This window comes from Lactobacillus sp. ESL0679 (assembly GCF_029433515.1).
Lineage (GTDB): Bacteria > Bacillota > Bacilli > Lactobacillales > Lactobacillaceae > Lactobacillus.
Genome location: NZ_JAQTIG010000001.1, coordinates 205,183 through 229,623 on the forward strand (window position 1 = coordinate 205,183; position 24,441 = coordinate 229,623).

The 24,441-nt window shown below is 39.0% G+C and carries 23 protein-coding genes; 1 reads left to right on the forward strand and 22 read right to left on the reverse strand.

What is annotated here, in order from left to right; all coding sequences use genetic code 11:
* Window positions 1–93 precede the first annotated feature (93 nt).
* From PT287_RS01110 to PT287_RS01120, 3 genes are all read right to left on the reverse strand, one after another.
* On the reverse strand, window positions 94–1,713 hold the full coding sequence (locus PT287_RS01110; RefSeq protein ID WP_277131940.1) for a CTP synthase: 1,620 nt from the start codon (window positions 1,711–1,713) through the stop codon (window positions 94–96).
* Between the two features lie 134 nt (window positions 1,714–1,847).
* Entirely contained in the window at window positions 1,848–2,405 is a 558-nt protein-coding gene (gene rpoE, locus PT287_RS01115; RefSeq protein WP_277131942.1) for a DNA-directed RNA polymerase subunit delta, read from the reverse strand.
* Between the two features lie 46 nt (window positions 2,406–2,451).
* Window positions 2,452–2,856: a DUF1934 domain-containing protein gene (locus PT287_RS01120; protein ID WP_277131944.1), complete on the reverse strand. Its 405-nt coding sequence runs from the start codon at window positions 2,854–2,856 to the stop codon at window positions 2,452–2,454.
* Between the two features lie 119 nt (window positions 2,857–2,975).
* On the opposite strand from PT287_RS01120, the gene PT287_RS01125 reads away from it, so the two are divergent.
* On the forward strand, window positions 2,976–4,343 hold the full coding sequence (locus tag PT287_RS01125; protein WP_277131946.1) for an HD domain-containing protein: 1,368 nt from the start codon (window positions 2,976–2,978) through the stop codon (window positions 4,341–4,343).
* Between the two features lie 23 nt (window positions 4,344–4,366).
* On the opposite strand, the gene PT287_RS01130 is transcribed toward PT287_RS01125, so the two are convergent.
* From PT287_RS01130 to PT287_RS01220, 19 genes are all read right to left on the reverse strand, one after another.
* Complete coding sequence (locus PT287_RS01130; RefSeq protein WP_277131948.1) at window positions 4,367–4,828, reverse strand: YbaK/EbsC family protein; 462 nt, start codon at window positions 4,826–4,828, stop codon at window positions 4,367–4,369.
* Between the two features lie 158 nt (window positions 4,829–4,986).
* Complete coding sequence (locus PT287_RS01135) at window positions 4,987–5,253, reverse strand: hypothetical protein (protein WP_277131950.1); 267 nt, start codon at window positions 5,251–5,253, stop codon at window positions 4,987–4,989.
* Window positions 5,254–5,274: 21 nt separating this feature from the next.
* Window positions 5,275–6,003 carry a hypothetical protein gene (locus tag PT287_RS01140; RefSeq protein ID WP_277131952.1) on the reverse strand — a complete coding sequence of 243 codons (729 nt, stop codon included), beginning with the start codon at window positions 6,001–6,003 and terminating at the stop codon, window positions 5,275–5,277.
* The gene (locus tag PT287_RS01145) at window positions 5,993–6,901 is read right to left on the reverse strand and encodes an XRE family transcriptional regulator (RefSeq protein ID WP_277131953.1); all 909 of its coding nucleotides are present in this window, start codon (window positions 6,899–6,901) and stop codon (window positions 5,993–5,995) included. The genes PT287_RS01140 and PT287_RS01145 overlap by 11 nt, the downstream gene beginning before the upstream one ends.
* 230 nt (window positions 6,902–7,131) lie before the next feature.
* Window positions 7,132–8,100: a ribose-phosphate diphosphokinase gene (locus PT287_RS01150; protein ID WP_277131955.1), complete on the reverse strand. Its 969-nt coding sequence runs from the start codon at window positions 8,098–8,100 to the stop codon at window positions 7,132–7,134.
* A 222-nt stretch (window positions 8,101–8,322) separates the two neighbouring features.
* The gene (gene murQ, locus PT287_RS01155; protein WP_277131957.1) at window positions 8,323–9,219 is read right to left on the reverse strand and encodes an N-acetylmuramic acid 6-phosphate etherase; all 897 of its coding nucleotides are present in this window, start codon (window positions 9,217–9,219) and stop codon (window positions 8,323–8,325) included.
* Window positions 9,220–9,225: 6 nt separating this feature from the next.
* Complete coding sequence (locus PT287_RS01160) at window positions 9,226–11,205, reverse strand: glucose PTS transporter subunit IIA (RefSeq protein ID WP_277131958.1); 1,980 nt, start codon at window positions 11,203–11,205, stop codon at window positions 9,226–9,228.
* Between the two features lie 116 nt (window positions 11,206–11,321).
* Window positions 11,322–12,188: a MurR/RpiR family transcriptional regulator gene (locus tag PT287_RS01165; protein WP_277131959.1), complete on the reverse strand. Its 867-nt coding sequence runs from the start codon at window positions 12,186–12,188 to the stop codon at window positions 11,322–11,324.
* A gap of 840 nt (window positions 12,189–13,028) precedes the next feature.
* Window positions 13,029–14,078 (reverse strand): MupG family TIM beta-alpha barrel fold protein, encoded by a 1,050-nt coding sequence (locus PT287_RS01170; protein ID WP_277131960.1) that lies wholly within the window; start codon window positions 14,076–14,078, stop codon window positions 13,029–13,031.
* Between the two features lie 113 nt (window positions 14,079–14,191).
* On the reverse strand, window positions 14,192–15,742 hold the full coding sequence (locus tag PT287_RS01175; protein ID WP_277131962.1) for an SLAP domain-containing protein: 1,551 nt from the start codon (window positions 15,740–15,742) through the stop codon (window positions 14,192–14,194).
* A gap of 166 nt (window positions 15,743–15,908) precedes the next feature.
* Entirely contained in the window at window positions 15,909–17,294 is a 1,386-nt protein-coding gene (gene glmU, locus PT287_RS01180; RefSeq protein WP_277131964.1) for a bifunctional UDP-N-acetylglucosamine diphosphorylase/glucosamine-1-phosphate N-acetyltransferase GlmU, read from the reverse strand.
* Between the two features lie 57 nt (window positions 17,295–17,351).
* Window positions 17,352–18,182, reverse strand: coding sequence for a pur operon repressor (gene purR, locus PT287_RS01185; RefSeq protein WP_277131965.1), 831 nt, complete (start codon window positions 18,180–18,182; stop codon window positions 17,352–17,354).
* Window positions 18,183–18,295: 113 nt separating this feature from the next.
* Window positions 18,296–18,553, reverse strand: a complete 258-nt coding sequence (locus PT287_RS01190; protein ID WP_277131966.1) for a Veg family protein — start codon at window positions 18,551–18,553, stop codon at window positions 18,296–18,298.
* A gap of 84 nt (window positions 18,554–18,637) precedes the next feature.
* Complete coding sequence (gene rsmA / locus PT287_RS01195; RefSeq protein ID WP_277131967.1) at window positions 18,638–19,525, reverse strand: 16S rRNA (adenine(1518)-N(6)/adenine(1519)-N(6))-dimethyltransferase RsmA; 888 nt, start codon at window positions 19,523–19,525, stop codon at window positions 18,638–18,640.
* Window positions 19,518–20,084 (reverse strand): ribonuclease M5, encoded by a 567-nt coding sequence (rnmV, locus tag PT287_RS01200; RefSeq protein WP_277131968.1) that lies wholly within the window; start codon window positions 20,082–20,084, stop codon window positions 19,518–19,520. The genes rsmA and rnmV overlap by 8 nt, the downstream gene beginning before the upstream one ends.
* The gene (locus PT287_RS01205) at window positions 20,071–20,838 is read right to left on the reverse strand and encodes a TatD family hydrolase (RefSeq protein ID WP_277131969.1); all 768 of its coding nucleotides are present in this window, start codon (window positions 20,836–20,838) and stop codon (window positions 20,071–20,073) included. The genes rnmV and PT287_RS01205 overlap by 14 nt, the downstream gene beginning before the upstream one ends.
* The gene (gene metG / locus PT287_RS01210; RefSeq protein WP_277131970.1) at window positions 20,838–22,814 is read right to left on the reverse strand and encodes a methionine--tRNA ligase; all 1,977 of its coding nucleotides are present in this window, start codon (window positions 22,812–22,814) and stop codon (window positions 20,838–20,840) included. The genes PT287_RS01205 and metG overlap by 1 nt, the downstream gene beginning before the upstream one ends.
* A 192-nt stretch (window positions 22,815–23,006) precedes the next feature.
* Window positions 23,007–23,759 carry a hypothetical protein gene (locus tag PT287_RS01215; protein ID WP_277131971.1) on the reverse strand — a complete coding sequence of 251 codons (753 nt, stop codon included), beginning with the start codon at window positions 23,757–23,759 and terminating at the stop codon, window positions 23,007–23,009.
* Window positions 23,756–24,415, reverse strand: coding sequence for an ABC transporter ATP-binding protein (locus tag PT287_RS01220; protein ID WP_277131972.1), 660 nt, complete (start codon window positions 24,413–24,415; stop codon window positions 23,756–23,758). The genes PT287_RS01215 and PT287_RS01220 overlap by 4 nt, the downstream gene beginning before the upstream one ends.
* Between the last annotated feature and the right edge of the window lie 26 nt (window positions 24,416–24,441).

The following is a 24,441-nucleotide window of genomic DNA, read 5'->3' on the forward strand; positions in this document are numbered from 1 at the left end:
TCATAATAATGTTAAAGGAATTTTACAGAAAAAACAAGAGAAGACCTCTGTCTTCTCTGTTCAAAAATCAGATTTTTGTATTATTCAAACTAATTAAAATTTTTCTGCTGGCAAACCACTGGCAGCACCAATGAATGCTTGGTAAAGTCCTTCAGGTCTTTGTGGTCTACTCAAAAACTCTGGGTGATATTGAGCAGCAACAAAGAACTTATTCTTAGTAATTTCAACAACTTCAACCAAATGATTATCAGGTGAAACACCAGAAATAGTCATGCCAGCCTTTTCAAAGGCATCACGATATTCATTGTTGAACTCGTAACGGTGACGGTGACGCTCTTGGATAACATCTTGGTTATCGTAAGCAGCAGCCGTCTTAGTACCCTTCTTTAAAGCGGCTGGATACAGACCTAAACGCAAAGTCCCCCCAATGTTTTCTTCATCACGCTTATCAGCCATGATATCAATCACATTATGCTTACCATTAGGCGTAACTTCACCTGTGTTGGCATCTTTAATTCCTAAAACATCACGCGCAAATTCAATTGTTGTCAATTGCATCCCCAAGCAAACACCTAAGAAAGGAATATCATTTTCACGAGCATATTTAATTGCCGTAATCATGCCCTCATAGCCACGACTACCAAAGCCACCGGGAACAATTAAACCATCTGAGCCGTTCATGAAGTCAGCAATGTTATCTTCAGTTACATCCGCAGCTTGTACCTTATTAACTTCAATCTTAGTGTTGTAAAGGTAACCCGCATGTTGTAAAGCATCAGTAACAGAAATATAAGCATCTTCAAGTTCGACATACTTACCAACTAAGGTAATCTTAGTAGTATGCTTTAAGTTCTTAGCACGCTCATCGAGCTTCTTCCACTCTGCCATATCAGCTTCTTTTTTAGGACTTTCGATATGTAAGAAATCACAAACCTTTTGGTCCATGCTTTGCTCTTGGAAAGCCAGCGGCAAGTCAAACAATGATGGTGCATTAATTGATTCAATAATCCGATCAACCGGAACATCAGTAAAGTTAGAAATCTTATCCTTATGCTCTTGGTCAATTGGCATTTCTGCACGTAATACTAGCATATTAGGTTGAATCCCAATACTACGCAATTCTGCAACTGAATGTTGCGTTGGCTTGGTCTTCATTTCTTGAGCAGCGTGCAAATATGGTACCAATGTACAATGAATATACATCACATTGTCTTCGCCGACTTCACGACGCATTTGCCGAATTGCTTCCATAAATGGTGTTGATTCAATATCACCAACTGTCCCACCGATTTCAGAAATAACAACGTCAGAGTCAGTTGTAATGCCGGCGCGCATAATTTTTTCCTTAATCATGTCGGTAATATGCGGAATTACTTGAACTGTCGCGCCGTGGTAATCGCCGCGGCGTTCTTTTTCCAAAACTTCCTTGTAAATCTTACCGGTAGTGACGTTGGAATACTTGCTGGTCCGCACATCCACAATTCGCTCATAGTGACCTAAGTCAAGGTCAGCTTCCGTACCATCATCGGTAACAAAAACTTCACCGTGTTGGTATGGGTTCATTGTTCCTGGGTCAATGTTAATATATGGATCAAACTTTTGCATGGTTACTTTTAGACCACGATTCTTAAGCAGACGTCCAAGACTTGAAGCGGTGATTCCTTTGCCCAGAGATGAAACAACGCCACCAGTAACGAAGATATATTTTGTCATTAGCCAAACTCCTTTTTTAAGATATCCAGAAAAATTATTAATAAATAAAAAAAGCTCCCAACAAGTGGGAGCATAGTTGCACATAAGGTGCCCAAATATTATACTAGCGATTTTAAGCAAAGATGTCAAGAAAATTATTCGTCTTCGTCGTCTTCATCATCTTCGTCGTCGAGTTCAGATAATTGACCTTCGATACCATCTGGCAATTCTTCTTCATCGTCATCAGCAGTACCAAAGTTATCATCGTCACCACTAAAGTCGTCGGTATCATCAACGGCCGTGGCATCCAAGTCCTCGTCTTCTGGATCATCATTATCGTAGTCAATGATATCATCACTACCTGTTGCACTAGCCAAAAAGGCGTTAACCTTCTTATGGTGTGAGCGAGTATCTTCCTCGTCCTCATCTTCTGGGTGGTTAACCTCTTCGTCAACAGACTCGTATGGGAACCATGATCTTAATGCCCACACATTTTCACCCATTGAAATGAACTCACCATTAGTGTTCATATCTGTATAAAATTGCGGCAAACGTTCACGAATTTTTTCGTCACTTTCACCTAAGAATTTCTGCACGGCATTTACAATATCAGCAAAAGCCATTCTCTTATTATTATCTTCCAAAATTGCGCGAGCAACTTCAATCATTGATAATTCGTTACGATTTTTGTCTTTAAAGTCGTTTAATCCCACAATTGTATTCCTCTCTTTTACCAATCTTTATTATTTTACTAGGCGTTTAAGTAAAAATCAACGTGACAGTATAATTACCTACTAAGTATAGACCACTAAAGAGGTCATATTCAATTCGAAGTTCTTGAGAACCATCATTTTTAGAGAAAAATTTAATTTGATTGGTCGTACTAGTCAGGTCCATCTGGTAACCGGCCGCAACATAACGGCAAGCTTGCTGCTCGCCTAAACGAAAATGCAGCTGCGAATAATTTTGCTGGTCAGGTTGTCGGCGGATAATAACATCGCCTGTCTTAATTAAAATTTTAACCGGAATTTTACCATCTTCAAGATAAGAAACACGGGTAATCGTGCCATCCTGCTTAAGTTCACCCTCTGCTTTTTTGACAAATGATTCCATCTCATTCTCTTGCCTAATTGTACTTGTGAAAGTCACCGTTACTTTAGCCATCCTGCTAAAACCCCATCTATCTTAAAACTTCGCCCGATTTTTGCTATAATTTAGTCAGTTAAAACTATTCTAAACGAAATTTATCTAAAAATTAATAGGCAAGCTTGAGGAATTTTGTAATGGCAGAATTTAATAGTAAAAAATTAGCTAAGGAAGTGGTTCTGCGTGACCCTGTCCACGGCTATATTCACATTGAGGATCAGGTTATCTTTGACCTGCTAAAAACCAAGGAATTTCAACGGATGCGCCGAATTAAGCAATTAGGACCAATCGCTTATGTCTTTCCTGGCGCAACTCATACTCGTTTTGAACATAACTTAGGCGTTTATGAATTAACTAGACGAATTTGCGATATTTTTGTTAAAAAGTATCCTACACAGCGCCCAGGAGATGGGCTCTGGGACGATCATAACCGCTTGCTAGTAGAATGTGCCGGCATGCTGCACGACATCGGCCACGGGCCTTATTCTCATACTTTTGAGCATTTATTTGGCACAAACCACGAAAAGATTGGTCAAAAAATTATTACCAACCCGAATACCGAAATTAATCATGCCTTAAAGAAGGTGGCTCCCAACTTTCCGGAACTTGTTGCCAGCGTGATTGCAAAGACTTATCCTAATCCGCAAGTAGTAAAAATGATTTCCAGCCAAGCAGATGCTGACCGCATGGATTACCTCGAGCGCGATGCCTACTTTACCGGTGTTACTTACGGTGAATTTGACCTCTCACGAATTTTGCAGGAGATTAGGCCATACCAAGACGGGATCTGCTTTAATTCGGATGGAATGCATGCCGTTGAAGATTACATTTCCTCGCGCTATCAGATGTACCAGCAAGTTTACTTCCACCGAGTAGGGCGGTCAATGGAGGTTCTACTGCAACACCTTCTTGAACGCGCCAAGATTATTTACCAGCAGCAGCGTTTACAGGTGACACCAAGCGTGGAACAATTTTTAGCTGGGAATTGGACACTCGATGATTATCTAAAACTAGATGATGGTGTAATGGAAACCAACTTCTCCATGTGGACTAAGTCTGGCGACCCAATTTTAGCCGACCTTGCTAATCGCTACCTTTACCGCAAGCCTTTGGCAAGTGTTCGAATTGATCAAGAAACCAAAAATTTGCTGCCTAAGTTAAAGGACTTAATTAAGCAAGCCGGCTTTGATCCTACTTATTACACAGCAACTAATTCTGCCTTTGACGAACCTTATGATGCTTATAAGCCATCAGGTAAGAATGCCAATAGCCAAATCGAAATCATGCAAAGCGACGGTCAACTAATTGAATTATCACAATTGAGCCCGTTAGTTCGCGCTTTAAACGGCACCATCCAGGGTGATGAGCGGTTCTTTTTCCCGAAAACCATGCTCTCAATCAGTGATGAGCCGCAAATCTTTGATCCTTTATACGAACAATTTCAACGTTACATTAAAAACGGTGAGCTGCGCTATTTAAGACGACCAAAAAGAACTACTAAATAAAAATGAGCCTAACGGCTCATTTTTTATTTGGTCACATCCACCCATTCAAATGGCTGTGTATATTTTTCTAATTCTTCTAAAGTCAGCTTAATTGCCGAATTAGGTAGTCCTGCAGCCGGATAGATAATGTCATGTTTCTTGACACTTTCGTCAAGATAAACCTTAACATCAGGCTTCACGGCAAACGGACAAACACCACCAGCGGGATGGCCAATCTTGTCCTCTAATTCATCAAATTTAACCATTTTAGCCTTTTGACCAAAGGTAGCCTTATATTTGGCGTTGGCAATGCGTGCCCCACCCTCTGTCACAATGACAATTGGATGCTCTTTTAATTGAAATGCCATCGTCTTAGCAATTTGATTAGGCTCTACTCCTAAGACATTAGCAGCTTCTTCAACTGTTGCTGTTGATTCATCAAAAAGATGAATGCGGTCTTCCATGTGATGCTCTTTAAAATAATTTTCAACTTCCGTATATGACATTATTAAGCAACTCCTTAAATTAAGCTATATTAAATTATTATGAATTATTATTTAAAATAAGTAAAATAATTTTTTCAGTCAACTAGGATAAATTTTAAGCAACTGTAACTTAAAAGCCCTGCACTTTAGTCAACTGTACAAGGCTTTTTGAAGCAATTTTATAATGGGTGTTGTTTTTTAAAATCATAGTAACCAGCAATGAAATCCACAACTTCGTACATTCGGTGATTAACAATTTGATTAACACGCACAAAAACAAATTGTGGATAATGATGATAGTATCGATGCTGATAATAATCATTCTCTGCCTGTAAATAACCTAACTGATAATCATCAGCGTGCAAACTATTATTAGAATAAAATACCGCTTTATCAGCCTTTAAAGGAGCATCATCATAATCGCCTCGCTCATAATGAAATTTCACATAATCATGTAATGGACTTTTTTAAAAAGCATCTATCTTACCTCGGCGATTCTGCCAGTAAATAACTACTAAAAGCGGCATCAGTGTGATAACCAAAGTTAAGGCAAATAGTAATATATCTCCTAAAAGCGTTTTTTTAGTCAACAAATCACTAAGAACATTATAAATATAATGAAAGGGAAACAGCTTCTGCACGTCAACTAGGTATTTAATAAAAGTGTTTTGGTAAAACAAGTCTAACGGTGTAACTAGCAACATCATACAACACATAACGGGAAAGTCTACTGCATCAAGTGTTTCTGCTTGCATTAGCATTCCTAAGACAAAGCCAACAATACTCAGATATACTCCCGCACAACTTAGGAATAACGTAAAAACAACCAATTTATTATTAATTGGTAAACGCCCACTGACCATTCCAATACCAATATTAATCACAATAATTAATAAATTTAAAATTAATTGTAATAGCACCTGATCAAATAAATAGTAGCCTAATGAATAAGCGGACGTTTTAGCTTTAAGCGCATAATATTGCCTGCCAGAGTTAATTCTTTTAGCAAAAGTTACAACTGAATTACCACCAATCCCAAATAAACATGCAATCAGGAAGATACCATAATTAAGATCTGGATGCGCGGGAGCCATATTCAGCATCATAATGTACCAAAGAACAGGAATCACAATCGTAAATAACAAAAAACGCGGATTGCACAGAACTTGTTTTAATTGCAGCCATTTAATCATCATTATTAGTTTGCTCCTTTTCATCGTTAAAATGTCGGTACCACTGCTCAATTGTTTGATGATGACTATGAACGGTATCGACTGACGCATCTTGAATAATCTCACCATCTTTAAGTAACACAACACGCGAGAAGTATTTATCAATTTGATTAAAATCGTGCGTGGTTGTTAATACCGTACTGTTCACACGGTCTAAACACTGCCAGAAAAAGTCAATTGATTGTAAATCCATTCCTGCCGTTGGCTCATCTAAAATCAGAAATTTACTTGGTCTAATTAAAGTTAGTAATAGTAATAAACGTCGTTTTTGTCCACCTGATAATTTTTTAATGGTAACTTTAGCTTGCTGTTTAAGATTAAACTGTTCAAGTAAGGCAGTAATTTGCTTTCGATCGTAAACATGATCAATTGCTGCTTCTAACCTAATCTGCTCATCTACTTTTAACCCATCAAGTAAGACATTTTCTTGGGGCATGATCTTCAAGTCAGTCTGCGGATTATAGAAAAACTCAACTTTGCCACTATCTGGTTGTAGCAATCTGGCGATAATCTTAATCAAAGTTGATTTTCCGGCACCATTACTACCAAGTAATGCAATTCGATCGCGTTCCATAATTGTTAAGTTAATTCTTTTAAGCACCGGATAAGTGAAGGCCTTTTTTAAATTTGTCATTTTTAATAAAATATCACGATTAGTTGGTGTCCCCAGCAACAAATAATCTAGTGAAACACCAAAAACTGCCGCCAGCATAATCAACTTGTTAATATCTGGCTCGGTTTCTCCTAATTCCCATTTTGAGATAGATTGCCGAGAAATGTATAACTTTTGGGCCAAATCATTTTGTGATAAGCGCTGCTTACGTCGCAATTTAATTAATTGCTCAACAAAAACATTCTCCATTGCCAACATCCTTTCAAATTTGTTAGCCTAATTATCCCTTAACATTGTTTTTTGCCAAGCAAATTTTAGCTGCTAAACTGGCAACTTGCAGTTGCAAAAGCTACTACTACAATATTTATCACACTACAGCAATTTTAAATTTGATTTCGCATATTGCAAACTTAATAATAGCCAAAATAATTTAAACATAATAAGAAGGCTGCCTCAATTGAAGCAGCCTTTTTACATCTTTATTTATTTTCTTGATATCTTGTATTAAACAAAGGACTAAGTGGTTCATGACGTTGAATACACTTGATGGCATCCCCCATTAACGGTCCAACTGATACTAACAATGTCTTGTCCAACTTCTTTTCAACTGGTTGATTGATTGAATCAGTCAAAACTAAGTTCTTAATTGGCGAGTCATTCAAGCGTTTAATTGCCGGGCCTGATAAAACAGCATGAGTAGCACTAGCATAAACTTCTGTTGCTCCAGCATCAATCAATGCTTGGGCTGCCAAAGTAATTGTTCCAGCAGTGTCAATCATATCGTCAATGATAATTGCGCGCTTACCCTTAACGTTACCGATAATATTCATTACCTCAGCAACATTGGCACGTGGCCGCCGCTTATCAACAATCGCAATTGGTGTACCCAAAAATTCGGCTAATTTCCGTGCACGAGTGACACCACCATGATCTGGTGAAACAACAACAGCATCCTTTTCCAAATGATTACTTAAGAAGTAATCAGCTAAGAGTGGTGCACCCATCAAATTATCAACTGGAATATCGAAAAAGCCTTGAATTTGTGGCGCATGCAAGTCAAGTGACAATACCCGTGTTGCACCTGCTACTTGTAGCATATCAGCAACTAACTTGGCTGTAATCGGCTCACGTGGACGAGTTTTACGGTCTTGACGCGCATAGCCGTAGTATGGCATTACAATATTAATCGTCTGTGCACTAGCCCGACGAACGGCATCAATCATAATCAACAGTTCCATCAAGTTATCATTAACTGGGGCACTGGTTGATTGAATCAAATAAACATCTTTACCACGAACAGATTCGTCGATATTAATTTGAATTTCACCATCACTAAAGCGTTGAACGCTTGACTTACTTAGCGGTACACCAACCCGCTCGGCAATTTTTTCAGCAAGTGGACCATTCGAATTAAGGGCAAACAACATCATATTGTCTTTATAAGACATAATTTCCTCCGTAAAAAACATGCTAACAACTTATTATTTTACCAAAAGTTGTCTGAAAAAGTGACTATCTATACTTTATTATTCAACTTTAGCCTTTAACATTCAAGTCTCTAAAATCAGGATAACGCTTAATTTGTTAATTCCTAGCATTTTTGCAAGCACTAATTGGCTCATCATTCAATAAAAAAGTTTTACACTCGTCTTAAGTGTAAAACTTTTTAATTATTTATTTTGTAAAACTTGACCAACATTACCGTGATGTGCAGCTAGCAGCTTAGCAGCAGTATCTTGATCGGTACCTGTCTTAATCATGACAATGGCTAGCGAAACATTATTATCTGTTTTCTTTAGTGTTGTCAATGCTTCATCAATTGAAGCACCAGTCGTGACATTAATAATTCGACAAGCACGATCAACCAACTTAGAATTAGTTGGCTGCACATCAATCATGACATTTTGGTAAACTTTCCCCTGACGAATCATTACGCCAGTTGAAAGCATATTCAAAATCATTTTTTGTGCCGTTCCAGACTTCATCCGTGTTGACCCAGTAATAACCTCGGGACCAGCAACTGCCTCAATGGCAATGTCAGCGTGATGACCAATTACAGAATCAGGAACACAAGCAACTGAAACTCTAAGCGCACCAACTTGTTTGGCGTAATCTAAACAGCCAACAACATATGGTGTTCTGCCGCTAGCCGCAATACCAATAACCGTATCAGTAGCAGTTAACTTTAGCTTACGCAAATCTTGCTCGCCAAGTTCAGCCGAATCTTCAGCTCCCTCTACCGCGCAATACATTGCTTCCTTACCACCAGCGATTAGGCCGACAGCCCGTTCAGGCTTAATGCCATAAGTTGGTACTAATTCAGCAGCGTCTAAAACGCCCAAACGGCCGCTGGTACCTGCACCAACGTATATTAATCGACCACCACGCCCATAACGCTTGGCAGCCTCATCAATTGCCTTAGCAATTTGCTCATCTTGAGTGCCAACTGCTTCGGCAACCTTCTTGTCCTCATTATTGATTGTCTTAACCATCTCAATAGTCGACATCGTATCAATATGCATTGTTACAGGATTGCGCTTTTCAGTTACTAAATTCTTGATTTTCATAATTACCTACTTAGTTCTTACTGTAATAACATTTTGTTCTGCGCTGACCTTACCAGGTACAACTGCAGACATTTGCTTAACTTGATCCATATTGGTCACAATCGTCATCACAACGGGATCTTTACCAGCTTCTTTCACTGCTGCAATATCCATTTGTGCTAAGACAGTGCCACGGTTAACTGTTTGCCCTTCCTTAACTTTAATATCAAAAGGAGCACCCTTTAAATCTACAGTATCAATGCCAAAATGAAGCAAAATTTCCAAATTACCATTAGTTGACATCATTGTAATTGCATGTTTAGTAGCCATTACTGTAACAATTGTGCCGTCAACTGGTGCCACAATTTTACCGTCTTCTGGAATAACTGCATAACCGTCACCGACCATTTTTTGTGAAAAAACATCATCGTTAACAGCAGTTAATTCTTCAAGTTCACCACTTACCGGACTAACAAAGTTGACCGTTGCACTCTCAGATTGACTTGGTTTGACAATTGCGGCAGCCTTAACTGGTTCAACAGGTGAACCATCCTCGTTTTTAGCAACCATCGCTGTCTTTGGAACACCAAAGAAGTAAGTAGCTACAAAGCCGCCAAGATAAGCGGCAAGAAGACCTAATATATATAGTAAATACTTATTATTAGCAATTAATGGAATTAAAGCAATTCCTGAAGTACCAATTGCCTTAGAGCCAACGTTGCCAAAGGCACCTAAAACGGCACCACCGATACCACCACCGATGCAGGCAGTAATAAATGGTCGACCTAGAGGAAGCGAAACACCGTAGATTAATGGTTCACCAACACCTAAAATACCAACTGGCAAAGCACCCTTAATTAATTTAGTTAATTGCTTGTTTTTACGGCATTTAACCCATAGAGCAATTGCGGCACCAACTTGGCCACCGCCCGCCATTGCCAAGATTGGTAATAGTGGTGTATAACCCATCTTTTGAATCATTTGTAAGTGAATTGGTGTCAAAATTTGGTGCAAACCCAACATAACCATTGGTAAGAAGGCCAAGCCTAAGATAAAGCCAGCAATTGGACCACCAACTGCTAGAACCCAGTTAATCCCACCAACTAGTGAGTTAGAAACCCACCCAGCAATTGGCATCGTAATAAAAATGGTAAACAAACCCATAATTAGCAATGTCAAAAACGGGGTAAAGATAATATCGACTGAATCAGCAATATGCCTGTGGAAGTATTTTTCAACATAAGACAATAACCAAACTGAAAACAGGACACCGATAATCCCACCTTGACCGGCAGCAAGCGGCTGTTTGTCAAAGATATTTGGAATTGTAACTGGTGGAACAACCCCCGGCAGCATTACAATGCCCCCGATAATCCCACCAAGTCCTGGCGTTGCACCAAATTCTTTGGCAGCATTAATCCCAACAAAGATATTCAGATAAGTAAATAATCCACTAGAGAGCACACCCAAAACGGTAATTGCCAATGTCCAGCTAACTGGCAGCATTTTCGCCGTCAGCATGTTCTTCATAATTCCTGATAAACCAGAAATTAATCCGGCACCGATAAATGCTGGAATTAACGGAATAAAGATAGCAGAAATATGTTGCAGTGCAGCACGCCACCACGTCTTTTTCAAGCTAGCCTTATGAGCTGCATGAACCTCATTGGCCTTGGCCATGACGTCATTTTTATCCTGTTCATAAGAACTACCACTAGCTGCGCCACTTTCAGGAAACGGATCGTTTTCCTTAACCCCAGCTGCGTCAACCATGCTTTGCGCAACTTTAGTATTAACTCCGGGTCCTAAAACAATCTCCAACGTTTCGCTTTCAACAACGCCTAAAACGCCATCGATTTTCTTTAGACCCTCAATATCAACCTTACTCATCTCACGAATCGAAATTCGGATTCGCGTCATGCAATGATACAAAGTCGCAACATTTCCAATACCACCGATATGGGCATAAATTTCTTTACCCATTTCGGTATATTTGTCTGAACTCATTTTTTGCCTCCTAATTAAAAACAAAATTAGTATAGCCTTATTTAGACCAATTTACAATTTTATTTTTTAATTGTTATATATCAGTTGCTTATTGGATTATACCAATAATCGCAAAACTACTTAACTTTGAAAATTCGCCGGTAGTTTTCTACCTCTTTACGTGAAGCTGTTACCGCCTTTAAGCTACGATCAAAATCACGACTAAAGTAAAGGTAAAACAGCACATTAATGACATAAAATTGGCCGGTAATCGAATTGGTTGCCCCAACCCGCACATCTGACTCAATTGGCTTGCAGGTTGTCAAGGCTAAGTCCGTCTTTTTGACCAAACTATTTTGGCCAAACATCGTTAACGAAATCGTAAAAAGATGTTTTTTGTGCGCATAATTGGCTAAATAAATACATTCTGGCGTTTCGCCAGAGTTAGAAATCAGCCACAGAGTATCCGCCTTGGTAGCATTGGATAATTGTGGCAATAAAACATTGATGTCCGTTTCACAAACGACATTGTAGCCAACTCGCGACCATTTTTGATAAATATTTTCAGCAGCGAGTGACGACGCACCAACACCAAAGACATAAATCGTATCTGTCTTAAGCAAACGTTTAACCACTCCTTGGCAAATACCCTCCTGCAATAATTCCTTAGTATGATTCAAGTTTTCAATCTCGTTTTTTACTAAATGATTGCAAATCATATCAAACGAGTCATTAGTCGAAATATCTAACTTTTCATCAGTGTCCTGATCTTTTTGACCAGCTAAATCAACCGAAATCATCACTTTCATCGCCGTATAAGATTCGATTTGCAGGCTCTTCACTAGCCGTGATACAGTCGCTGCACTGGTTCGTGAAGCCACCGCTAATTCATTGATACTCATTTTAACGGTTTCTTTAGGATGACCCAAAATATAGTTAGCAATTTTTTCTTCTGAAGTTGTTAAATCTTTGCGCGTAGCTTCCACACGATTTTTAAAATTCATTTTTGCACCCGATATTCTTTAATTTTATCCAAATAAAATAACTTGTAATCAAAATATTTAAAAGTCAACTGTCATTTTACGTCTTCTAGCTTCTAATTACATATAGTTAATGAATGCGATTTCATTATAAAACATCAAAAAATATATTTCAATATCAAATAGGATTCTTTGATAATCTTTTTCATCGATGCTGAAAGATAAATAATGCAATACGTGATAATTTATCCCTAAGTTACTAACTTATTTTAACAATAATCTGTTCATAAGTCTTACCAAACATGCAAAGATATTTTTTACTTTTGCAAATCAATCAAAGGTTAGTTAGCGCTGACAAAACTAATTAAGTAGTAAAACTATGTGCAACTAAAAAGTAATCGTAAAATTTATTCTATTTGCATGTGCATAATAAAAACACTCATAAATTAAAAAATAAGCAAGTGTTATTTTATCATTTTTATTTAAGGCAAATAAGTCTATGGTTCTATAGTGTATTAACAAAAAATATTAAGCTATTTTACCTGACAATGTTATTTTATAAAAAAGTATACGCTTTACGCCAAGAGAGTGCTACAATTTATGTTAGAGAGAAGTTAACGTACATAATAAAAACTTAATCTCTAGGCAAACTATTTTTAGACTGTTTTCTCAAAGTGGAACCTTTAAAAACCTAACATAATAACGTATGTATAAATTACACATTAACTAACAATCTTATAAACTTTTTTATACTACTCATCCTTCCACTCTATTCTTTGAACCAACTCTTCATTGCTGTCTAAAAATGTTTGTTGCATAAAAAAGTGCATTACTTAATTTTAAGTAGTGCACTTTTTTATATTATCAATTAATTGCTTCAAAGATTATTGCGCAATTAGCATCAATTCGTGCCAAAAGTGGTAAATCTTCCTCTATTACGTGTCCTAAAACATTTACGCGTTCGTCTGCTGGTAAATCTACCTTAGAGATTTGCAACTCACCTTGATAGCGCAAATAACGACTGTTATCACAAGTAATTGTACCTTGCGGACGGGGCACAATTTCAGATTGCGGCTTCACGCTAAACAATTGCCGTTTCCTCCCCTCAACTAAGCGCACAACATCCCGCGCAACATCAGGACGATTATGCCACGTTTGCTCTGTTAATTTACTCGATACCCCAGTTACATGTAAAGTAATGGCATCTTGCTTCAAATAATTGGTAAAGCTAGTAATTGTCGCTGGCTTAAGGCTGGGATCGCCAATAAACACGCGATCACAACCAATTTTTTGTAATTCTAATGTAGCAGCCAGTGGATTTTCGCCCCGCTGCTCTTCTAAAGTAGGAAGTCCAGCACCAATTGGTCCTCGCTTAATATTATCGCCGGCAACAAAGGCCATCGTCTTCAGCCCATTTTGGTGCAGCCAAGTGTTCTTTTCCTTAAGCCATTCCCGATCAAGTCCAGTTTCAGGTCGTGGATAATAATTGTGCCAAGCTTCAAGATGATCAAAATTAGCACCATGCTCACGCAAAGAAGCAATATCATTACTGCTGAGTGTGCTGGCATTTAAGGCAAGCGGCATTTCCTTTGACAGTTTAGCAACAAGACTAAAGTTAATTCCATCATCAATTCTCAAACCAGTTAAATTCAGTGCTTTAACTTGCTCAACGTCCTCAATTGCCACGCCCAGTCTTGTTAAGCCACTCTTTGACACATCCGCAATTACATCAAGATCAAGATTGTGACACCACTTCGTTAGCTCATTTAACCGCTGCAGTACAACCTGAGCGTCGTCTTCTGGAATATGCAATGAAGTAAAAACAGTCGTAAAACCGGCATTCCGCATTGCAATTAAGTAATTATAATCTTGGGCAGTCAAATCGAGTCCCAAGTAGATTGAAAAGCCTATCATTTTTTCCTCTTTTTCAATACCAATGCTTATTTAGCCAATTAATCTTACCACATTTTTCTTCACAACAAAAAAGCACCATCAAAATTATGATGGTGCAAAATTTACTAGCTTCTTTATTTAGCAGTTGTAGCATAATCCGCAACATTTAATGTTTGTTGGAAGCCGTTGGTACCGCTAATTGTCAGAATCGTATTGTTATTACTAAATTGAACGGCACTAGCGTCAACATTATTGGCACTTGCTGCTAATTGAACAATTTGGCTAGCCTCAGCCATCGTTAAATTGTTTAAATCAACAACTGTCACCTTTTTACCATTAAGAGCACTTTTTGCCGTCGTTAACTTAGCTAAAGCATCCTTAACCTGGCTAACAGTTGCAGTCTGTGAGCCATTAACTTGACCAGCAGCTGCAGAAGCAGTGTCATAAGCGTCACGCAAAGACTTAGCGGCTAGCTTATAAGTATCGCTGCTTTTAACTGCTGCATCTTGGTTTAAAGCAGTTTGCAAGTCACTCTTATCCGTAACTGTAGCAACCGTAATTGCTTCTTGCGCAGATTGCGGCGTGTTGACTGGCGATAATTTGGCACCACTAAGGGCACTAACATCGTCATCCTTGATGAAGCCATTCTTATCACTTTGCAAAGCGTAGAATAATTCTGCCTTATTATCAGCAGCAACCCAAATATAGCGTAATTCAGTTACACGAGCTGTATAACCCTTAGGAAAAGTATTAGTTGCTTGTGCTACACCTTGAGCGTCATAAACGTGACTATCGCGTCCCAAAGTAATCAAAGTTGAATTGGCATCAGCAGTTGGTTGGCTGTTTGCCGGCTTTAGTTGAGTGCCAATAACTACACCAACGTTACTCTTCTTAATCCATTGGTCCTTACCTGGGTAGTTACTATCATTAATACGGTAGTAAAGTTTACTGCCAATATATTGCAATTGATCAACAGTAACCTGTTGCCCTTTTTTAACCAGCTTTTTACTAGTATTGCCTTGGCCATCATAAATATATGCATTGCGACTCAGTGTAATAACTGTCGCATCAGTTGGCTTACTTGGCTTTTGTGTCGGTTTGCTATTAACAGGCTTTAATGTCGTAGAAGTAGATGCCACGTTCGCCGACTTAATAAATTGGTTACTTTGGCCGCTAATTCTGTAATAGAGTTTAGAGCCAATATAGATCAATTGATCAACTGTAACTTTAGTATTCTTTTTAATCTTTTTCTTGTTGGTCTTGCCATTTGCATCATAAATATATGCGTTACGCTTGATCGTTGCAGTAACCTGTGCTGTTGAAGTAGTGGTGGTAACCTTTTTGCCATCAACATAGCCAACGTTACCTGCCTTAACAAAGGCACCATTGCCAATTGCATAATACAATTTACCATTGATTGTCTTTTTACCAGAATATTTAACTGATATACCCTTGACAATCTTAGTGTACTTAGCATCGCCCATGTACTTCTTCAAACGCTTGCCATTCTTATCATAAACATAAGCATTATGACTAAATTGAATTGTCCCTTTCTTTGAGGCGCTCTTATTAGTCGAAGATTTCTTAGCTGCTTGTACAGTAGTTGCCTGCACAGAACCAACAATTGGGCTAGTGCCAAGCAATACTGCAGCCGAAACCATCATCAACTTATGATTAAACTTCATATATCTTACCTCACATTTTACTTTACCAAATTATTTAGCTTCTATTGTAACCTAAAAAATTACTAAGTAAATCATTGTTATCTATTCTTAATACAAATTAATTTAATTATGCAAAATGCCCTACGGACAAAAACCTAATTACCACTCGTAAGGCATCTTAAAGCAATTATTGCCAATCTTCACTCTTTGACAAAGAAAGTTTGTGCCAATAATCTGGCTTATTAACCTGACGACCGCGAGCAATTGCCATGTCATATTTAGCAACGTCTTTCGTAATCGTTGAGTCAGCGGCAACAAAGGCATGATCGGCCACATTAACAGGCGCAACCAAAGTTGCACCAGAGCCAATAAAGGCCCGGTCGCCAACCGTTGTGTGGTCTTTTTGGACACCATCATAATTAGCAAAAATGGTGCCGCAGCCAACGTTAACGTCCTTACCCAAAGTGGCATCACCAACATAAGTTAAATGACCCACCTTGGAATTTTGACCAATTTCTGCATTTTTGACTTCGACAAAGTTACCAATATGAGCACCTTCACGAATAATTGCCTTGGGTCGCAAATGCGAATTAGGACCGATATCAGTGTGGTCGTCCATTTGTGCCCGTTCAAGCGTTGATGAAGTGACCGTGACGTCATTACCAATCCTAGTATCCACAATTCTGGAACCAGAAGTAATCAAACAATCACTGCCAATAGTTGTATTCCCTTTAATAACAACGTTAGCCTCAATCACGGTATCATTACCGATTTTGACATCAGTATCAATATAAGCAGTCGCGGGATCAACAAAGGTTACACCGTTGCGCATATGTTCTTCATTAATCCGTTTTTGCATAATTTTGCTAGCTTGCGCTAAGGCAATCCGGTCGTTGACACCTAGACTTTCGCTAAAGTCAGGCATTTTATAAGCACCAACACGTTCGCCGGTGTTACGCAAAATTTCCAAAACATCGGTCAGGTAATATTCACCTTGGGAATTGTGATTGGTAACTTGCTTTAATGCACTAAAAAGCTTCTGGTTGTCAAAGCAGAACACACCAGTGTTGATTTCCTTAATCTTAAGTTCCTCAAGATTGCCGTCTTTTTGCTCAACAATCCGCAAAACATTGTCTTGATCGTCGCGAATAATCCGACCGTAACCATAAGGATCAGGTGCTTGTGCCGTCAAGACAGTAGCTGCATTACCCTTTTTTTGGTGGTAGTCAAACAGACTCTGAAAAGTTTGGCTGGTAAACAAGGGTGTGTCACCAGTAATTACCAGTGTAGCACCATCTTGCCCCGCTAATTGCCCTTGCGCCGTTAAGACCGCATCCCCAGTACCTAATTGCTCTTTTTGCAAAGCAAATTCGGACTTGCCGGCCAGCACCTTTTCAACTTCTTCAGCGCCGTTACCAACAACGGTCACAATTTTATCGGGATTGATTGCTTGTGCAGCTTCAACAACGTGCTCAACCATTGCTTTGCCGCAAACTTGATGCAAAACTTTGTACAATTTAGACTTCATACGCGTACCCTTACCAGCGGCAAGGACAACTACAAACTTTTTCATTAAATTAACCTCGTTCTATTCTTAAATTACGACTAGATTCCAGTATATCATTTAATACTAAAAGCGGTTAAAATCGGTATGTACCACAAAGTTGCCAGGTTCAGCCAGAATAACGCGTTTAGCAGCATCAACCTTTTTAATTTTCACTAAAGAAAGGTGACCTTCAATTAATTTAACGTCATCAAAGTCGGCTTCGCACAAAACACAGATTCCAGCAATGTTACTATTAAATTCTTTAACCAATTGCTGCATCCCTGTCAGCGTCCCACCGGCCATCATAAAATCGTCGACAAGCAAAACGTTAGAATTCTCGTTTAGCACCCGCGTTGGTAATTCCATTTTGGATACTCGATCAAGTGAAGAAGAAATATAGTTAACCGACATAGTAGCACCTTCTGTTACCTTTGAGCGCTTGCGGGCAATAATGAAGGGAACATTTAAATAGCGGGCAACTGCCTGGGCCAAGGCAATCCCCTTGGTCTCAATCGTCATGACAACATCAATGTTTGAATAGGCATAACGAGTGGCAATTAATTTACCAATTCTTTCCAGATCTTGCGGATTACCTAAAATATCGGACAGGTAAACAAACCCTCCTGCCAAAATGCGATCTGGATCTTCAATCCGAGAAGCTAGGTCAGTCAGGTAATTTTGCGCATGCTTTTTACCCCAAAAAGGAACATACCTTACCCCACCAGCAGCTCCAGCAACTGTCTCTAAAATGCCATCTTGATTGGCAGCCAAAGTGTGCTTTAAAATAGTCAAATCTTCAGAAATTGACGACTTTGCGGCACCATATTGTTTAGCAAAGAACGGCAACGGAATCAATTCGTGTGGCCGCTCCATCAACCGCTTGGTCATATCAACTAATCTCTCTGAACGTTTCATAATTTCTCCTTTCTAATGTTTGCTTTTTTGCTTTTTATTGCTATACTCCAAGCCATAAAAAAAGGCACCAACATTTTACAAAATGTCAATGCCAAAAAACTTACTTTTCTAAATTATGCTTCGGCCGCATTAGCTCCATCATCAAATTTTAATGTAATATTTTTGGTTAACAAATCAGTATAACTGTAAGAAACATGCTTAAAATTATTTTGATCTTGGTCTAAATCGACAACGAAGACAGCAGGAAAAGTTTCTTTCAAAATTCCCCGTCTCTTAGTTATCTTTTTCCGACCGGCTCTTGCGACTACTGTTAAAGGATCACCTAAATGTGAATCTAACTCATGTTTAATGGTAATAATTGATGTTGGCACTAAATAACAACTCCTTTGTTCGGTATTTTACCACATTGTGACAATTATTTCAATTGCTTTTCATAATTACCGAACAAAATTAGATTAGTGCTCTTTTTTAATTACCGCTGCTATTTGCGCAAACTGGCTAATTGAGAGCTGCTCCGGTCGAATCCGCGGGTCAACTCCTAGAGAAGCAATCAGCTCTGCGCGCTGATCCGCATCTGGAATTAGATTCTTTAAGTTGTTATTTAAAGTTTTACGACGTTGGGCAAAGCACATCTTGACAACCCAATTAAAGTGCTTGGCATCCCCAACATTTGGCTTTTGTTTCAGCGGCGTTAAAACTACCACACTTGAGTCAACTTTTGGCCGCGGAATAAACGAGTTGCTCTTAACAGTTAGTGCCTCATCCACATTCATTTCAATTTGCACCGCAATTGAAAGCGGACCATAGGCTTTTGACCCCGGTTGCGCACTCAAGCGGTCCGCCACTTCCTTTTGCATCATTAACGTCAGATTAGCAAAATTCAGCTCAGATTCATTCAAAAAGAAAATAATCGGCGTTGTGATGTAATAAGGCAAGTTAGCAACGACCTTCACTGGCTTGGTCAAATCAAAGAAATCAGCTAAATCGTTTTTAAAATCAGCCTTCAAAATGTCCTTCATCATTAACTCAAAGCGTTCCTTAATTGGAACACCAGCAATTTGCCTTGGCAATTCATTGTTTAAAATTTCCGGCAAATCATCGTCAACTTCATAAGCAAAAACCTTGGCACCAGCATAAAGCAGCTGCTCGGTCAACGACCCAATTCCTGGACCAATTTCAATTACCTGATCACCCGGCTGAATTTGCGCAGCCTGCACAATCCCTTGGATTGCATTCAGATCAACTAAAAAATTTTGCCCCAAGTTTTTCTTGGCTTTAACAAAGTAACGGTTAATTATTGCCTGCGTCCTTATCGGCGAGCCAATAGGAATTTCATTATTCATCTTGTGCCTCCTTAACCGCCGCAGTTAATGCCGCAAGCGTTATTCCAAAAGTATGCAGCCTTTTATAAAACTGTTTAGCATTACCATAACCTACGCTCAACTTAATCCCAACTTGTTCACGCAATTTACGCGAGCCCTGGCCACTAGCCAAGCCCAAATGCTGGTAAGCTTCTTTGGTTAAATCACTCTGCTCAAATTTAGCTTCATGCAGATCACTTAAAGCACGCGTTAATGCCTCTTTGGATGCATGCTCAACCCCTAATGAGTTGCCCCGCTTTTGCGGGACTCCTTCCTTACGAGTGATAAATGCCTGCTTAGCAGTAGGAATCGCTTCTGTCACTAACCGACGAATGCGTTCACCGTTTAAATCAGGGTCGGTCAAGACAACGACATCTCGCTTTTTAATTAGTTCCTTTAATTCTGTTAAAACCGATTGCGGCACATCTGAGCCGTTAGTTTCAATCGTTTCAATGCCTGGGAAAAATTGCTTTAGCCTAATTGTGTCGTCTTTTCCCTCAACGACCACAACTGCGTTAAATTGTTTTTTAGTTAAGACCATAAACTCTCACAGTATTTGCGTAAGTTGCCGCAGCAACCTCTTCTATTGGAATATTTTTCAGTTCAGCAATTGCCTGAGCCACATAGTAGACATTCCCCGGCTCATTTTGTCTGCCGCGATAGGGTTTTGGCGTCAAAAACGGCGCGTCCGTTTCAATTAGCAGTCTGTCGAGCGGTGTTTGCCTTGCGGACTCGTGGACTTCGGTTGCCTTAGTAAAGGAAACTACACCAGAGTAAGAAAAACAAACATTTAGCTTCATAAACTTCTGAAGCCACGAAACATCCCCGTTAAAGCTGTGCAAAATTGCACCGTATTCCAGATTGCTGCTTTGTAAAATTTCGTAGCAATCACTAAACGCATCGCGCGTATGAATATCAACCGGTAAATGTAATTCATGAGCCACTTCAATCTGACGTGCTAATACTCTTTTTTGCACATCACGCGGTGATTCATCCCAATAATAGTCAAGACCAATCTCGCCCATTGCGACCACACCGGGTACCTGCAGCTGCTCAATTAGCAAGTCTTCAGCTTGCTGATTGTAATCCTTAGCCACATCAGGACAATAACCGACCATCGCATAGACATTATCAAAGCGCTGACTAAGATCAATTGCCCGCTTGTTAAAGTCGGGGTCTTGCCCCGCACAAATCATCTTCGTAACGCCTAATTGCTTAGCACGATCAATGTAAAATTCTTCCTTACCCCGAAAAGGTTCATCCTGTAAGTGTGTATGGTTATCAATTAATTCCATTAACCTAATTGAGCCCCGACTTCGTGTTCATCGCCGACTAATGCCAACTTAACTTCGCCATTCTTCTCACTGGATAAAAGCATGCCCTGACTCAATTGACCAACCATCTTACGTGGTTTCAAGTTAGTTACAGCTAATACTTTACGGTCAAGCAGTTCGCTAGCATTTGGATAATACTTGCGGATGCCACTTAAGATTTGGCGCTCATCGCCGTTACCAAAGTCAAGTTGGAATTTCAACAACTTACTAGATCCTTGAACTGGCTCAACAGACAAAATCTTACCAACTTGGATTTTAACCTTGTCAAAATCATCAATGGTAATGTCTGGGTCTTTGCCTTGTTCACTACGACTTTGCTTCTTTGGCTTAGCCTTAGCCATTTCATTCTTAATGTACTTAACTTCTTCTTCTGGCTTTAATCGTGGATAAATTGGTGTTGGCTTTTCAGTTACCTTAATATCCCAAGCACAATCGCCAAAGGCCAACTTCTTTTGGTCAGCATTTTGCCAGTCTAAACCGAGTTGTTTAAACATTTCTACTGGTGTTCTGGTCATAATTGGAGCGATTAATAAGGCAACAATCCGCAGACTTTCAGCCAAGTTGGACATTACTAAGGACAATTCTTCCTTTTTGCCTTCCTTGTTCAAAGCCCAAGGGGTTGTCTCATCAATATATTTGTTAGCACGACCAATAAACTTCCAAATTCCCTCAATTGCTTGCGTAAAGTAAAGTTTATCCATATTTTGCTTGTAATCTGCAATTGTTTCTTCTGCAGTAGCAGCTAGTTGCTTGCCCAATTCATTTTGGGTTGCAGCAACTGGAGCAACATGGCCTTCTTGATATTGGTTAATCATTGACACCGTTCTGTTAAGCAGGTTGCCCAAATCATTAGCCAAATCATAATTGACCCGTTCCACAAAGTCTTCTGGCGTGAAGACACCGTCTGAACCAAACGGCAAAGCACGCATCAGGTAGTAACGCAAAGCATCAACACCGTAACGGCTAGTAATTGATTCTGGATAAACGGCATTACCCTTAGACTTGGACATCTTACCGTCCTTCATCAAGACCCAACCATGACCAATAACGTGTTTTGGCAATGGCAAACCTAATGCCATCAACATAATTGGCCAATAAATTGTGTGGAAACGCACAATTTCTTTACCAACCAAATGAACGTCAGCTGGCCAATACTTCTTAAATAAGGAATCATCGTCAGAATCATAACCTAGAGCCGTAATATAGTTTGACAGCGCATCAATCCAGACATAAACCACGTGCTTAGGATCACTTGGAACAGGGATGCCCCAAGAAACCGTCGTCCGTGTAACTGATAAATCTTCTAGTCCAGGCTTCAAAAAGTTATTCACCATTTCCTTTTCCCGAGAATGAGGCAAGATAAAGTCGGGATGATCCTTGTAATATTGTTGCAAACGGTCAGCATACTTGCTCATCTTAAAGAAGTATGATGGCTCCTTAACCAGCTGGACTTCGTGACCTGATGGTGCTTTACCACCAACTACGTTGCCGGCATCATCCTTGTAAACCTCAGCTAATTGTGATTCGGTAAAGTATTCCTCATCTTCAACTGAGTACCAACCAGTGTACTCGCCAAGATAGATGTCGCCTTGCTTTAAGAGCTTTTCAAAAATCTTTTGTACACCCTTAACGTGTTCTTCATCAGTTGTCCGAATAAATTTGTCGTAAGAAATATCAAGACTCTTCCACAACTTTTTATACATGACCACCATCTTGTCCACGAACTCTTGCGGCTTGATGCCTTGTTTTTCAGCCTTTTGCTCAATCTTCAAGCCGTGTTCATCGGTCCCAGTCAAAAAGAAGGTATCGTAGCCTTGACTACGCTTGTAGCGCGCTATCGTGTCAGCAGCGATTGTCGTGTATGCATTACCGATCGTTAAGCGGCCGGATGGATAATAGATTGGGGTTGTAACATAAAAAGTTTTTTTGTCAGCCATATTTGTTTCTCCTTAAGATTTATTTGTTTTCAGTTCATTATACTACACTAAGATAGCTTGAAAATCGTATTATGAGGATTTTTATGGCATAATCTCATTTTTATTTCAGTAATAATTAAAATAGCTTTTAAAATTATCTTCCTATTGATTATACTAAAAAAGTCCAGGAGCTCTGGACTTTTTCTTCTAAAATTAATCTACCAAATTAAGATAATTCAACTTAACTATTCTTGGCCATAAAACCACAACTAATCCTGATATAACTGTACTAATACCATTTATCAGATAACCCATCTTAACTAGTCGGTGTGCCGCGGCAGTAGTCTGATCATAAAAGCTGTATGGCAGAATATTCAAATAGACTACACGAATTTGCGCATCCGGTGAAGAAATTCCGATCATAAAGTGAACTATTTGGCTTTTTTCAATCTGCCAGAAAAGCGTAATTACAAGTGCAATCACCAAAAGAGTAGCAAGTAATATTAGAGATTCGCCAATTGCATTTTTTCTAATGTTCTTAAAAATCATGGCAAAGGCAAACAGCACCATATAAAAGCTTAATAATGATAGAAATTTACTGAGTGCATACTGGCCAAGGGCAATTTTAACACCTGAATGATAATTGTTTACTTCTTGAAAAACTGCACCGAAAACTGTTGTTAATATCGAATACATCACTAACTCAATCAAGGTTAATAATTCATTTGCAAACGGCAAAATATTTATCAGTTCATCACTTCCTAGGTAATAAATTTTAATTAACTGATAGGTTGTGACAAACAAAATAACGGCGGCAGCCGCGGCATACCACAAATCATGAACTTCCGCGATCATTGCATTATGAGGTTTAGCCAATCTAATTAGGCCAAAGATAATTTCAATCCCAATGGGAACAAGAAACAGCGGCAGCATCTTCTTCAATCTGATACCAAGATATTCTCTCATCTTCCTACCTCCTTAAAGTAAGCTTCTTCAAGGCTGCTGTATTTAGTTAAGATATTTTTCTTCGTATCTTGTAAAAGCAACTGCCCTTTTCTCATCAAGATTACTTCGTCAAACATGCTACCCAAATCGCGCAATAAGTGCGTAACGATTAAAACTGTGCTGTCTTTTCGGCGATAATTTTCAATTGCTTCAATAAAAGCAGCCCGATTAATTGGATCAATTGCCGATAACGGCTCATCCATCACGTAAAAATCCGTATTTCTCGATAAGATCAATGCTAAATGAATCTCCTCGTGATTCCCCTTAGAGCCATCGTGAATTTTCATATTAGGATTGAGGTTAAAATGCGCAAGAATTTTCAAAGCACGCTTTTCATCAAAATCAGAAAAAGATTGCTTAAATAATTTTATTGCCTGCTTAATTCGCAAGTTTTCATAAAGAAAAAATCTATCAGGCATATAAGCAATGCTTTCATTAACTGTCCTTGTTCCTTTAAAGCGGTTTAGTCTGCCTATTATTACATTAATCAGCGTCGTTTTACCGGCACCATTTTCACCAAGAACACCGATAATTTTGCCATTATTAGTAAGTTGGACACTTATATTATTTAAAGAAATATGCTTACCATATTTAACTGTTAAATTGCTTAGCTTCATATTGCTTCCTTTCTAACATAATAATG